Here is a 13140-nt window from a genome sequence, read left to right on the forward strand (position 1 = left end):
GTCAGGGCAGTACCACGATCTTGCGGCCCTGACCGGCGGCGAACCGCTCCAGCGCCTGCGGGTACTCCGTGAGCGGCAGCCGGTGGCTGATGAAGACCTGGGGATCGAGGACACCGGTGGCGAAGAGTTCCGCCGCGCGTTCGTAGCTGTGGAGCACGGCCATGGAGCCGGTGATGGTGATCTCCTGGTTGTAGATGCGGTACGGGTCGATGGTCACCCGGGTCGCGTAGTCGGCGACGCCGAACTGCAGGAACGTGCCGGCCTTGGCCACCCGCTCCAGGCCGTCCTGGATCGCCGCCGCGTTGCCGGTGGCGTCGACCACCACGTCCCAGCCGCCCGGCCGGTCCAGCTCGTCGGCCGAGGGAGCCGTCTGCGAGGAGCCCAACTTCGCGGCCGTGGCGAGCCGTTCCGGGTTGATGTCGACGACGTCGACCGAGGCGGCGCCGGTGCGCTTGGCCAGCTCCAGCATCATCAGGCCCATGGTGCCGCTGCCGTAGATCAGCACGTGGGAGCCGAGCCTGCTGCTCAGCACGTCGTAGCCGCGCACGGCGCAGGACAGCGGCTCGACGAGGGCCGCGTCCTGGACGTCCACGTGGTCCGGCAGCCGTACGCAGTTGGCCACGGGGGCTGTGGCGTACTGCGCGGCGCCGCCCGCCACGGTCACCCCGATCGCCTGCCAGCGGTCGCAGAGGTTGTTGCGTCCGGCCCGGCAGTAGCGGCACTCGTTGCAGTACAGCGAGGGGTCCACGGCGACCCGGTCGCCGATCGCGAGTTCGGTGACCTCGCGGCCGCGTTCCACGACCCGCCCGGCGAACTCGTGGCCCGGCACGACCGGCAGGGTCGGGGCGAACTCGCCCTGCAGGATGTGCAGATCGGTCCCGCACAGTCCGCAGGCCGCCACCTCGACCACGACCTGGCGCGGCCCGGGGGTGGGATCGGGCACCGTGGTGACGGTGACCTTGCCGGGGGCTTCGATGACGGCGGCTCTCACTTGACTGCTCCTAGGGACAGGCCGCGGACCAGTTTGTCCTGGGCGGCGAAACCGGCGATCAGGACCGGCAGGGAAACCAGGGTGGCGGCGGCGCAGAGCCGGGCGAGGAAGAGACCCTCGCTGGTGATGAAGCCGACCAGGAAGACCGGCGCCGTCGACGCGTTGGTCGCGGTGAGGTTCACCGCGAACATGAACTCGTTCCAGCTGAAGATGAAGCAGATCAGCGAGGTGGCGGCCAGCCCCGGCGCCGCGACCGGGGCGACGATCCGCCACAGCACGGTCAGCAGGCCGGCGCCGTCGACCTCGGCGGCCTCCAGGATCTCCCTGGGTACCTCGGCGAGGAACGAGCGCATCATCCACACCGCGATCGGCAGGTTCATCGCGGTGTAGAGGACGATCAGCGTCCACACGTTGTCCAGCATCCCGGCGTCCTTGACGATCAGGTACACCGGCAACAGGGCGGCGATGGCCGGCAGGAACTTCGTGGACAGGAAGAAGAACATCACGTCGGTCCACTTCCGGACCGGCTTGATGGACAGCGCGTAGGCCGTCGGCACCGCGAGGGCCAGCACCAGCAGTGTCGAAAGGACACTGGCCATGGCCGAGTTGAGCAGGAACGGGGTGATGTCCCGGCTGAACAGCAGCCGGTACTGGTCGAAGGTGAGCGGTGCGAAGGGCGTCGGCGGGTTGGTCGCCGCGTCCGCCTCCTGGTGGAAGGAGGTGAGCACCATCCACGCCACCGGCGCGAAGAACGCCAGCGTGGCGAGCCAGGCGACGAAGGTCCACAGGGGCGACAGCTTCGGCGTACCACTGTGATCGTCGCTCCGGCGGACCAGCTTCCTCAGCCGCGCGCCGGGCGCGGCGACCGCCGTGTGTGCGGTCATCGGGACACCTCCTCGCGGAACAGCGACGCGATGGTGCGCAGCGCGAACGTGGCGATCACGATCGAGCCGAGCACGACGACCACTCCGGCGGCGGCGGCCTGGCCGTACTCGTACTTGCGGAACATGGTCAGGTAGATCTCGTAGGGCAGGTTCGTCGTCTGCGAGCCGGGGCCGCCCTGGGTGATCGTGTAGACCGCGTCGAAGGTCTGCACGACGTAGATCGTGCCGAGCAGGATGCCCAGTTCGATGTACTGGCGCAGATGCGGCAGGGTGATGTGCCGGAAGGTCGCCGCCGCCGACGCCCCGTCCACCCGGGCCGCCTCCAGCACGTCACCTGGCTGCGCCTGCAGACCGGCCAGCAGGATCAGCATCATGAACGGCGTCCACTGCCACACCAGCGAGACGACGACGGCGGGCATCGGATACGACGAGACCCAGTCGACCGTCGGGCCGTTGGCGGCGCCGAACAGCCGGTAGACGGCGTTGAGGGTGCCGTTGAGCAGGCCGTAGTCGGGGTTGTAGATGGCGTGCTTCCACAGCAGCGCCGCCGCGACCGGCATCACCAGAAACGGCGCGATCAGCATCGTCCGCGCCAGGCCCCGGCCGACGAACCTGCGGTCGAGGAGCATGGCCAGACCGAGGCCGAGGACCACACTGATCAGCACCACCGACGCGGTGAGCACGATCGTGTTGAGGACCGCGGTGCGCAGTCGCTCGTCGGTGAAGACGAACTTGAAGTTGGACAGGCCGACGAAGTGCCGTTCGCCCGGCTTGAGGATGTTCCACTGGAGCGTGGAGATCACGATGGTGGCCACGAAGGGCAACTGCGTGACGACGATGGTGAAGACGAGCGCCGGGAGCAGCGGGAGGCGGCGCTTCCACTTGCCGGAGCCCGTGGACGTGCGCGCCCGGCTGGGCGGTGGTGCTGTCTGGGGTGGAGCGGTGAGCGTGGTCATGGAGAGTTCCTCTGCCGGTGACAGCCGGGGTGGGGGAGGGGCGCCCGGCCGGCCGTCGGGGCCGGCCGGGCGGTGACGGTCACCGGTAGTTCTTGGCGACGTCCTCGGCCTGCTTCTGGCCGTCGTCGAGCGCCTTGTCCACGCTGGTCTTGCCGGCGATGGCGGCGGAGATCTCCTGGGTGACCTTGGTGCCCAGGTCCTGGAACTCGGGGATGGCCACGTACTGGACGCCCACGGTCGGCCTCGGCTGGACGCCCGGGTCGGCCGGGTCCGCCTGCTCGATGGACTTCAGGGTGATGTCACCGAACGACCCGGCGGCCTTCTGGTACGCGGGGATCGCGTAGGTGCTGGCCCGCTTGCCGGCCGGGACCCGCGACCAGCCGAGCTTCTCGCCGACCAGGTTCTCGTACTTCTTGCTGGACGCCCACAGCATGAACTTCGAGGCCGCGTCGGCGTTCTTGGTGGTCTTGGGCATCGCCCACGCCCAACTCCACAGCCAGCCACTGCTCTTGGTCTCGGCCGTCGGCGCGTAGGCGTACCCGACATGGCCGGCGATCTTGCTGGTGCTGGGGTCCTCCAGCGACCCGGCCGCGCTGGTGGCGTCGTACCACATCGCGACCTTCTTCTGGCTCATGGCGTTCAGGCACTCGGTGAAGCCGGACTGCGCGGCACCCGCCTCGCCGTGCTTCCTGACCAGGTCGACGTAGAAGTTCGTCGCCTTCTTGAAGGCCGGGCTGTTCACCTGGGCCTGCCAGTCCTTGGTGAACCAGGTGCCGCCGTAGGTGTTGACCACGGTCGTCAGGGTCGCCCCGAGCTCGCCCCAGCCGGCCAGGCCGCGCAGACAGATGCCCCGCATCCCGGGCTCCGCGTTGTCGACCTTGGCCGCGATGTCGGCGATCTGCTGCCAGGTCGGGTGTTCGGGCACCGTGACGCCCTTCGCCTTCATGACGTCCTTGTTGTACATGAGGAAGGACGACTCGCCGTAGAACGGCAGGGCGTAGAGCTTGCCGTCCGAGCCGGACAGCGAGGTGACCATCGGCTTGAGCAGGTCGGCCGTGTCGAAGGCGGTGTCCTTGTCGGCGTAGGAGCCGAGCTCGTGCAGCCAGCCGTTCTTCTGCCAGATCGGTACCTCGTAGGCGCCGATGGTGGCGACGTCGTACTGGCCGGCCTGGGTGGCGATGTCCTGGGTGACCTTGTCGCGCAGCTCGTTCTCGGGAAGGATCGTGAAGTTGACCTTGATGCCCGTGTCCTTGGTGAACGTGCTCTTGGTCAGCTTGGCGATGTCCTCCATCTGCGGGTTGCCGACCATCAGCACGTTGATGCTCTTGCCGCCGCCCCCGGAGGCGGAGGTGCCGCCCGCTCCGCTGCAGGCGACCAGCAGCGAGCCCGCGGCCGTGGCCGTGAGCAGGACATGGACCATTCTTCGTGTGCGCATGACTGACTCCAACGAGAGTGTTCGAGGGCGTGCGGAACCAGGGCCCCGGCCTTGCGGGGCGGAAGGGGGAGGGGAACGGCGGCTCAGGCCTGGATGACCTGGGGACCCAGCAGGGCGTAGCGGCGGGCCTCGGAGGAATGCAGCCCGGTGTCGGTGACGATGACCTCGAAGTCCGTGACGTTCGCGAACCGGCAGAAGCTCACGGACCCGAACTTGGTGTGGACGCCGGAGAACACCCGGCGTTTGGCGATCCGCATGACCTCGGCCTTCACCTCGCCGACCCCGGGGTCGGGGGTGGTGAGCCCCCACTGGCGGGAGATGCCGTTGGCGCCGACGTACGCCAGGTCGATGACGAAGTCGGACAGCATGCGCCGCGCCCAGTGGTCGACCGTGGCCAGCGTCCCGCCCCGCACCCGGCCGCCGAGCAGCAGCACGGTGATGTTCTCGGCCGAGGCCAGGTCACCCGCCGTGGCCAGCGAGGAGGTGACCACGGTCAGCGGCCGGTCGCGGGGGAGGGCGGCGGCGATGAGCTGCGGGGTGTAGCCCTCGTCGATGTAGACGGTCTCGGCGTCCCCGACCAGCGCGGCCGCGGCGGTCGCGATCCGGGACTTCTCGGGGATGTGCTCGGTGGTGCGGAAGGCGAGCGTGGTCTCGAAGCCCGCGCTCTCGACCGGGTGGGCACCGCCGTGGGTGCGGCGGACCAGCCCATGGTTCTCCAGGAGGTTCAGATCGCGCCGTACGGTCTCCTTCGAGACCCCGAGATCGGCGGCGAGCTTCCCGACGTCGACGGAACCCGAACGGCGCGCCGTCGCCAGGATCCCGCGTCTTCGTTCCTCGGCGTCCACGTCGACACCTCCGTTCCCCGGCTCCGCGCAGGATGCCCGCGCCGGCTCAGCACCCGGAGTCCGGCCCGCCCGGGCTCCGGTGGCCAAATTTGTACAAGGCGAGCGCGGGCGTTGACCAGGTGCGCCGTAGGCCGGTTGATGACCGAATGTGCCCGCTTTACGAAGCACGGAGGCGCTGCGTGCCGGGGTACAGGGCCCCGCGACTCGGGGGTCGGATGCCCGCTCCGCCGCGGACGGGTGCCCGTTCGTCGCCCGCATGTCCCGGCGGGACCGGCGGGACCGGCGGATGCGGCGGATCCGGCGGATCCGGTCGGGACATGCGGGCGGTGGGGCGCGGGCCGGGCAGGAGTCGGCCCCAGAGGCGAAAGAGTTTCTGGCCGCCTTCTCGATCGTCCGCCACACCAACCGCTGGTCCCGCCTCAGCTTCCGTCTCTACCTCCTGGGCCTGGCGATCCCGCTCCAGGCGGTGATCATTCCGGTCTACCTGCTGATCATCCGGATGCACCTGTACGACAGCCTGCTCGCGATCGTGCTGCCCTCGGCGGCGTTCGCGCTGCCGGTCACCGTGATGATCCTGGTCAGCTTCCTGCGGGACGTGCCGCGTTCGCTGTTCGAGGCGATGGTCGTGGACGGCGCCGACGACCGGCGGATGCTGTTCTCGCTCGCCGCGCCGATGGCCAGGCCCGCGCTGGTGACGGTCGCTCGAATTCCCGCCGCAAGCCAACGGCACCGGGCGCCGGCAGACAAGACCGCGGCGCCCGGTGCTGTGCGACTATGCCCTGCTCCAGACCTGGTTCGTGTTGCCCAGGCCGGTCCACGGCTCGACCTTCGAGCCGTTCGCGGTGCCCGCGTTCGTGACGTCGAGCACGAGACCGTCGGAACGGTTCACCACGGTCCCGTCGACCCGGAACGCCCACTGCTGGCTGGTCTTGCCGTTGCAGGCCCACAGGATGACCTGGGTCCCGGCCGTGGTGCCGTCGCCGTTCGCGGCCAGGCACTTGCCGGAGACCCGCAGCTCGCCCGCGGTGGTCCGGGTGATCGTCTGGTTGGCGTTCCCGGAGCAGGTGTAGATCTGCACCTGGACGCCCGTCGCGCCGTTCGGCACGTCCAGGCACTTGCCGGAGCCGCTGCCCTTCAGCGTGAACGTGGCGTCGGTCGGCAGCGGGTCCTGGACGAGCTGCCACTCCTGGGAACCGTCGCTGGTGGCCGCCTTGTCGGTGCCGCCGTCGTCGACCCACTGGGCCGGCTGCTGCCCGGCCGTGGCCGTGCCGGTCCAGATGCCGGCCGCGCGCCCGCCGGTCTTGTTCAGCAGCGTGACGTTGCTGCCCTTGGCGGTGACGTGCCAGCGCTGGGAGGCGTCCGTGGAGCTCACGGCGCTGGTCACGATGTCGGCGACGTTGCCCGTGAGGTTCGCGTCCTGCGTCTTGCCGCTACCGGGGCTCAGCGCCTGCCCGGTCAGCCGGTTGACGAGGCTGCAGTAGGCGCCGTCGGACTGCCCGAGGTCGACCTCGGCGTACTTCACCGGAGCGACGCTCGTCCCGCTCCAGGACGCCTGGAGGATCAGGACGCGTCCGGTGCCGTCGACGTACTGGAGGCCGCGGCTGTACCCGGAGGCGATCGACGTCTGGTACTGCTTCCAGGTGCCGGTGCTCCTGCCGGACTCGTTCACCCAGACGCTGCCGCTGCCGGCCGCGTTGTAGACGATCCGCCCGTCGGGCAGCGAGGTCAGCACCGGGCTGCCGCCGGTCGCGAGCGTGGCCCCGCCGGACGGCACGGGCAGTGCGGTGACCGCCCCGTCGGTGCCCGCGTAGAACTTCGTCGGGTCGTCGGCGATCCGGTACCGGGTGTTGGTGCCACCGCCCCGGTACTCGTACGTCATCAGCCACTTGCCGTCGGTGGTCGGGACGACGGTCGTCATGCCCGGCCGGCCGCCGCCGATCTCCGTCTTCCCGCTGCCCATGCTCACGGCGGAGCCGGGGACGTCGACGACCGGGCTGCTCCAGGACGTGCTGGTGCCGACCCAGGTTTGGTGCATCAGGACCTGGCCGCCGGAGTCCGTCGCCGTGGCGTTGTCCGGGTCGAGGGCCGGGGCACCGGTGGCGGTGTCGTAGCCGGTGTAGTCGTTCTCGTCGGAGTAGTAGGCGATCAACTGCCCGTTGTGGGCGAGCAGATGGGGTTCCCGGACCGGGTCGACCTGCTTGTTCGTGTTGGCGGTCGAAGTGCGGCCGATGCTGCCCGCGCTGCCGCCCTGCCAGCTGCCGGCGGCGATGATGTTCTTGAAGCTCCAGCTCGCGCCGTCATCGGTGCTCGCACACAGGGCCAGCGCCACGTCCTTGCGGTCGCCGTCGCTGGTCGGCGTCCAGCCGGAGTTCGCCGCCCGAGACGATGCTCGCGAGCAGCAGCGTGCCGGCGCTGAGTCCGCCGACGGCCTGCGGGAGCACATAGAGTTACGGGTTCGTCCAGTTGCTCGTGTACTTCGCGTACTGGGAGTCGCTCGACAGATAGGCCGGTGCCTTCACGTCGGCGAGTTTCGCCCAGGTCGTGCCGTCGTCGTCGCTCTTGTACACGGGCATCGTCTGCCCCACCCGAGCGGACTCGCTGTCCTCGAAGGTGGCCACGATGCGCCCGCTCGGCAGCTGTGCCGACTTCGGGTAGAGCACGCACGGGCTCTTGTTGCAGGCGGCGGTGTTGGCCGCCGTGGGCGATGGCCAACGCCACGCCCATGGCTGTGGCGGTCGCCGCAGCGAGAGCCTTTCTCGCCCATGTCTTCATGAATACCGAAACTCTTTCGCATTCGGCCGTCACCGGGTGTTGACGCCGGGGGGCGGTGGTGCGGCGGCGGCCCTGCCGCCGTCGGGGCGCCTGAGCCCCCACTCTAACCGGCAAAGTTGGATTGACAGGTTAGTTGCGGTGTGCTCGACTGGATGGGTAACCAGTGAAGCGCGACAGAAGGGTTAGGGGTATGACTCCCGTAGTCCACCACCGCACTGCCACCGTCGACGGCCTGGACGTCTTCTACCGGGAGGCCGGCGACCCGGAGGCGCCCGTCGTGGTACTCCTGCACGGTTTCCCGACCAGTTCGCACATGTTCCGCAACCTGATCCCGGCGCTCGCCGACCGGTACCACGTGATCGCCCCCGACCACATCGGGTTCGGTCAGTCCGCGATGCCGAGCCCCGAGGACTTCCCGTACACCTTCGACGCCCTCACCGACGTCACCGCAGGCCTGCTCGACCGGCTGGGCGTCGACCGGTTCGCGATGTACGTGCAGGACTACGGCGCCCCCATCGGCTGGCGCCTCGCGCTGCGCACCCCGGACCGCGTCAGGGCGATCATCACCCAGAACGGCAACGCCTACGAGGAGGGCTTCGCCAAGCCCTTCTGGGACGGCGTCTTCGCCTACACCGACAACCCCGGGCCGGACACCGAGGCGGCCATGCGCGAGGGCCTCACCCTGGAGGCGACCCGCTGGCAGTACGTGAACGGCGTCGCCGACCCCAGTCTGGTCAGCCCGGACAACTGGGTGCACGACCAGGCGCTGCTGGACCGCCCCGGCAACGCCGAGATCCAGCTCAGGCTCTTCCGCGACTACCCGACCAACGTCGAGCTCTATCCGCGGGTCCACCAGTACTTCAAGGACTCCCAGGTGCCGCTGCTGGCGGTCTGGGGCGCGAACGACGAGATCTTCGGCCCCGACGGCGCCCGGGCGTTCGCGCAGGACCTGCCCGACGCCGAGATCCACCTCGTCGACTCGGGGCACTTCGCCCTGGAGAGCCACCTGGAGGTCATCGCCGCGCACATCCGCGGCTTCCTCGCCGAAACTGAAATTCTTTGACGTCCGCCACAGCAAACCATAGGTGAGTCCGAGTACCGCTCGATGGCATCCATAGCGGCGGCTGGTGGGATTTATCTCGTCCACACAACGGGCGGGACAACCCGGGAACAGAGTCGTTCCCGGAATTCCCGCAATTCTCTCTCGGAGGGACCGTCAAGGTGCCTGAGAACAACACTCACCGCAGGTTAAAGAGCAAGTGGAGGCGCGCCGGCGTGGCCTTTGCCGCGGGCACGGCCCTGCTGTTCGGGGCGGTGTACGTCAACGCGAACGCCGCGACCGTCCCGGGCGACGCCGCGACCGGCGATGCGACGGCGACGGTGACGGCCACGACCGCGGCCTCGTCCGGTGTCTCGGACGTGGTCGACGCGGCCGACGCCTTCCTGGACACCCTCGACAGCGACCAGCAGGCGGACGCGCTCCTCGACTTCACGGAGGCGAACGCCACCGCCTGGTCGAACCTCCCGTGCGGTGCGACCTGCCGGGTCGGTATCGAGTTCAGCTCTCTCAGCGACACCCAGCTGACCGCGGCCAAGGCGGTGATCGAGGCCGCGACCGGCACCGGCAGCGACACCGGGTACGACCAGATCTCCCAGATCCTCAAGGCCGACGACTACCTCGGTGAGACCGCCAGCGGCTACGGCAGCGGCAACTACTACCTGGCCTTCCTCGGCACCCCGAGCACCAGCGGCACCTGGCAGCTGCACTTCGGCGGCCACCACCTCGCGCTCAACCTGACCTACAAGGACGGCGCGGTCGAGGGCACCACCCCGTACTTCGTCGGAGTGGAGCCGACCACCTGGACCGACGACGACGGCACCTCGTACGCACCGCTGTCCGGGATGTACGACGGGATGAAGGCCATGGTCGACAGCCTGACCACCGACGAGCTGACGGAGGCGAAGCTCTCCGAGTCCTTCAGCGACGTGCTGCTCGGCCCGGACGACGACGGCGGCTTCCCGTCGACCAAGGAAGGGATCTCGGTCGGCGAACTCACCGACGACCAGCAGGAACTGGTCCTCGCCGCGATGAAGCCCTGGGTCGACGTGGCGGACGACGACACCGCCGCGTCCGTGCTGAGCACCTACGAGTCGGAGCTCGACGACACCTACATCGCGTACTCCGGCAGCACCGACCTGAGCGCCCAGGGCGACTACGTGCGCATCGACGGGCCGGGCGTGTGGATCGAGTTCGTCTGCCAGGACGGCGTGGTCTATTCGAGCCAGATCCACTACCACACCGTCTACCGCGACCACAGCACCGACTACGGGGGAGAGTTCTCGTTCTGATGAACCGCCTGCCGATCTCACTGTCACATGCGCTGCGCATGCTGGCCGCGATCGCGACGGCGGTGACGGCGGCGCTGCTCCTGGCAGCGCCGCCCGCGGTCGCGCATCCCATGCCGCACTCCGTGCTCCTGCTCGATGTGCACGAGACGTCGGTCACCGCCGAACTGGAGCTGCCGCTCAGCGACTTCTCCCGGGCGAGCGGTATCGACCTGGACGACGACACCACGGCCCGGCAGCTGTCGGCGCGCAAGGCCGAGGTCCGCCGCTACCTGGCCGCCCATGTGCACCCCACCACCCGCGGGGGCAGGGCCTGGACCGTCACGTTCGGCGCCATGGCGCTGGGCCGGACCGAGCAGACCTCCACCGGTCGCTACCGCGAACTGACCGTGCGGGCCACCCTCACCCCGCCCGCCGGCGGGGATCCGCGCCGGTTCGTCCTCGACTACGACGCCATCGTCCACCAGGTCGTCACCCACACCGTCCTGGTCTCCGTCCGCCAGGACTGGGCCACCGGAAAGGTGGCGAGCTCGGACGACGCGACCCAGGTCGGCGTCATCCGCACCGACACCCGGACCATGACCGTCGCCCCGCTCGACGTCGACCTGGAGAGCGGAAGCATCTGGAGCGGGACCTACGCCATGTTCCGGCTCGGCGCCCACCACATCCTCGAGGGCACCGACCATCTGCTGTTCCTGCTCGTCCTGCTGCTGCCCGCGCCCCTGCGGGCGGCCGGAAAACGCTGGAGCGGGCTGACGGACACCCGGACCGCCGTCGGGCGGATCGGCCGTACCACGCTCGCTTTCACCGTCGGGCATTCCGTCGCCCTCGCCGTGAGCGCCTTCGGCCGTCTGGACATTCCGGCGCAACCGGTCGAGGTTTTCATCGCCTTCAGTATTCTCGTCGGAGCCGTCCACGCGATACGTCCGCTCTTTCCCGGGCGGGAGGCCGTGGTCGCCGGTGTGTTCGGTCTCGGACACGGGCTCGCCTTTTCCCTCACGCTCGCCGAGATGCACCTTTCCACCGGTCAATTGGCCCTCAGCCTCGCGGGATTCAATCTCGGCATCGAATGTGTGCAACTGCTGCTGGTGCTGCTCGCCCTGCCGGGCCTGATCTGCCTCACCCGGCTGCCCGGGCACTCCGCCCTGCGCACGGCCTGCGCGGCGCTGACCGCCGTCGCCGCCCTCGGCTGGCTGCTGGACCGTGTCGGCCTGCCCAACCCCGTGGCCCGCGCGGCGGACAGCGCGGGGAGCCACACGTCGGGGCTCCTCCTGGTGCTCGTCACCACCGCCCTCCTTGCCGGCGCCAGGCCGGCCACCACCGGCCGGCCGCGGCGATCTTGGCGGTTCGCCCACCGTTCATAACCCCCTCACCTGGGCGAAGGCGGGAGTTCGGGGCGCGCCGGAAAGGTCCTCGCGGCCTGTCAGAACGCATCCCCAGGGACGGATTTCGTGACCGATTCACGCGCTCGCCGGTGGCGCCGCAGCCTCCGTCTGTTCCTTGTCGCCGTCGCCGGACCGACGCTCGCCGTCGGTGCCCTGACGGCGTCCCCCGCCCACGCGGCGGCGGCCGACGACATCCGGATCAACGAGGTGGTGACCACCGGCAGCGTCAACGACTCGGTGGAGCTCTACAACAAGGGCACCGCCACGGTGGACCTCTCCGGCTGGATCCTCAAGGACGACAACAACAGCTCGAAGTACGCGATAGCCTCCGGGACCACGCTCGCCCCCGGCGGCTTCGTGGCCTTCGACGTGCACAACGCCTTCGGTCTGGGCTCCTCCGACGAGGCGCGTCTCTACCTCGCGGACGGCACCACCCTGGTCGACAGCTTCAGCTGGACCCAGCACTCCGACCCCTCCTGGTCGCGCTGCCCCGACGGCACCGGCTCCTTCGGCTCGGCCGCCCTGACCCTCGGCGCCGCCAACGACTGCGGCAGCGGCGGCATCTCGGCGACGGCGTGGCCCGGCAGCAGCTCGATCACCACCGCCGACACCAAGAACGCCTTCGGCTCCGACATGAGCGGCCTCTACCAGGAGGGGAGCGTGCTGTGGGCGGCACAGAACAGCGGCAAGCTGTGGCGGCTGGTCCCCAACGGCACCACCGCCTGGAAGGCCGACACCGCCAACGGCTGGACCTCCGGCAAGTCCCTGAAGTTCCCCAGCGGTTCGGGTACACCGGACGACGAGGGCGTCACGCTGACCGGCTCCGGCTCCGCCGGGGGCGTGTACGTGGCGAGTGAGCGCAACGCGGACTCCTCCGGCACCAGCCGCCTGTCCGTCCTCAAGTACGACGTGAGCGGCACCGGCACCACGATCAACGCCACCACCGAGTGGAACCTGACTTCCGACCTGCCGTCCGTGGGCTCCAACCTCGGCCTGGAGGGCATCACCTGGGTACCGGACGCCACCCTGACCGCCGCCGGCTTCCAGGACGCCTCCACCGGCGCGGCCTACGCACCGGGCACCTACGGCTCCCACACCGGCGGGGTGTTCTTCGTCGGCGTCGAGGGCACCGGCATGATCCACGGCTACGTCCTCAAGGACGACGGCACGTACACCCGCGTCGCCTCCGTCAGCAGCGGCATGGCCGGTGTCATGGAACTCCAGTGGGACCCGCAGGCCGGCCGTCTCTGGGCGGTCTGCGACGACACCTGCTCCGGCCAGCACCGCACCCTGCAGATCAACGCGTCCGGTGTCTTCGCCACCACGGCGATCTACAACCGCCCCACCGGCATGGACAACTTCAACAACGAGGGCTTCGCCGTCTCCGGCTCCGACGCCTGCAGCGGCGGCAGCAAGCCCGTGTGGTGGTCCGACGACAGCAACGACAACGGACACGCGCTGCGCCGGGGCACGATCACCTGCTGACCCCCTGCCCGCGCGCCGACAGCGCGCTGTATCGTACGCGC

The 13140-nt window shown here is 69.6% G+C and carries 11 protein-coding genes and 1 pseudogene; 5 read left to right on the forward strand and 7 right to left on the reverse strand.

Annotation, left to right across the window (positions count from 1 at the left end):
• Position 1: 1 nt before the first annotated feature.
• The 5 genes from ACFZDK_RS21610 to ACFZDK_RS21630 all read right to left on the reverse strand — a co-directional run bounded on the left by ACFZDK_RS21610 (position 2) and on the right by ACFZDK_RS21630 (position 5111).
• Positions 2-991, reverse strand: a complete 990-nt coding sequence (locus ACFZDK_RS21610) for an alcohol dehydrogenase catalytic domain-containing protein (protein WP_390974623.1) — start codon at positions 989-991, stop codon at positions 2-4.
• Positions 988-1875, reverse strand: coding sequence for an ABC transporter permease subunit (locus tag ACFZDK_RS21615; RefSeq protein WP_390974625.1), 888 nt, complete (start codon positions 1873-1875; stop codon positions 988-990). The genes ACFZDK_RS21610 and ACFZDK_RS21615 overlap by 4 nt, the downstream gene beginning before the upstream one ends.
• Positions 1872-2831 (reverse strand): ABC transporter permease subunit, encoded by a 960-nt coding sequence (locus tag ACFZDK_RS21620; protein ID WP_390974627.1) that lies wholly within the window; start codon positions 2829-2831, stop codon positions 1872-1874. Before ACFZDK_RS21620 ends, ACFZDK_RS21615 begins: the two co-directional genes overlap by 4 nt.
• Before the next feature lie 79 nt (positions 2832-2910).
• Positions 2911-4266 carry an extracellular solute-binding protein gene (locus tag ACFZDK_RS21625; RefSeq protein ID WP_390974628.1) on the reverse strand — a complete coding sequence of 452 codons (1356 nt, stop codon included), beginning with the start codon at positions 4264-4266 and terminating at the stop codon, positions 2911-2913.
• A gap of 83 nt (positions 4267-4349) precedes the next feature.
• On the reverse strand, positions 4350-5111 hold the full coding sequence (locus ACFZDK_RS21630; RefSeq protein ID WP_390974630.1) for a DeoR family transcriptional regulator: 762 nt from the start codon (positions 5109-5111) through the stop codon (positions 4350-4352).
• 286 nt (positions 5112-5397) lie between these two features.
• On the opposite strand from ACFZDK_RS21630, the pseudogene ACFZDK_RS21635 reads away from it, so the two are divergent.
• Positions 5398-5760, forward strand: a pseudogene (locus ACFZDK_RS21635) (ABC transporter permease subunit); the annotation flags it as partial.
• Positions 5761-5883: 123 nt separating this feature from the next.
• Here the strand turns inward: ACFZDK_RS21635 and ACFZDK_RS21640 are convergent.
• Together ACFZDK_RS21640 and ACFZDK_RS21645 are read right to left on the reverse strand one after the other, a co-directional pair.
• Complete coding sequence (locus ACFZDK_RS21640; RefSeq protein ID WP_390974632.1) at positions 5884-7440, reverse strand: ricin-type beta-trefoil lectin domain protein; 1557 nt, start codon at positions 7438-7440, stop codon at positions 5884-5886.
• A 118-nt stretch (positions 7441-7558) separates the two neighbouring features.
• Positions 7559-7771: a hypothetical protein gene (locus ACFZDK_RS21645; RefSeq protein ID WP_390974634.1), complete on the reverse strand. Its 213-nt coding sequence runs from the start codon at positions 7769-7771 to the stop codon at positions 7559-7561.
• 302 nt (positions 7772-8073) lie between these two features.
• Here ACFZDK_RS21645 and ACFZDK_RS21650 point away from each other — a divergent pair, with 302 nt between their 5' ends.
• From ACFZDK_RS21650 to ACFZDK_RS21665, 4 genes are all read left to right on the forward strand, one after another.
• On the forward strand, positions 8074-8946 hold the full coding sequence (locus tag ACFZDK_RS21650) for an alpha/beta fold hydrolase (RefSeq protein ID WP_390974636.1): 873 nt from the start codon (positions 8074-8076) through the stop codon (positions 8944-8946).
• Positions 8947-9158: 212 nt separating this feature from the next.
• Positions 9159-10232, forward strand: coding sequence for a DUF3500 domain-containing protein (locus ACFZDK_RS21655; RefSeq protein WP_390974637.1), 1074 nt, complete (start codon positions 9159-9161; stop codon positions 10230-10232).
• Complete coding sequence (locus ACFZDK_RS21660; protein ID WP_390974639.1) at positions 10232-11593, forward strand: HupE/UreJ family protein; 1362 nt, start codon at positions 10232-10234, stop codon at positions 11591-11593. The genes ACFZDK_RS21655 and ACFZDK_RS21660 overlap by 1 nt, the downstream gene beginning before the upstream one ends.
• 87 nt (positions 11594-11680) lie before the next feature.
• Positions 11681-13099: a lamin tail domain-containing protein gene (locus ACFZDK_RS21665; protein ID WP_390974640.1), complete on the forward strand. Its 1419-nt coding sequence runs from the start codon at positions 11681-11683 to the stop codon at positions 13097-13099.
• The last annotated feature ends 41 nt before the right edge of the window (positions 13100-13140 follow it).

It is taken from the genome of Streptomyces sp. NPDC007901 (assembly GCF_042959465.1).
Taxonomy (GTDB): domain Bacteria; phylum Actinomycetota; class Actinomycetes; order Streptomycetales; family Streptomycetaceae; genus Streptomyces.

Excerpts from the sequence above, each read along its gene's own strand:
- ACFZDK_RS21620 (WP_390974627.1), bottom strand. The coding sequence starts at position 2,831 with ATGACCACGCTCACCGCTCCACCCCAGACAGCACCACCGCCCAGCCGG.
- ACFZDK_RS21660 (WP_390974639.1), top strand. The coding sequence starts at position 10,232 with ATGAACCGCCTGCCGATCTCACTGTCACATGCGCTGCGCATGCTGGCC.
- ACFZDK_RS21625 (WP_390974628.1), bottom strand. The coding sequence starts at position 4,266 with ATGCGCACACGAAGAATGGTCCATGTCCTGCTCACGGCCACGGCCGCG.
- ACFZDK_RS21615 (WP_390974625.1), bottom strand. The coding sequence starts at position 1,875 with ATGACCGCACACACGGCGGTCGCCGCGCCCGGCGCGCGGCTGAGGAAG.
- ACFZDK_RS21650 (WP_390974636.1), top strand. The coding sequence starts at position 8,074 with ATGACTCCCGTAGTCCACCACCGCACTGCCACCGTCGACGGCCTGGAC.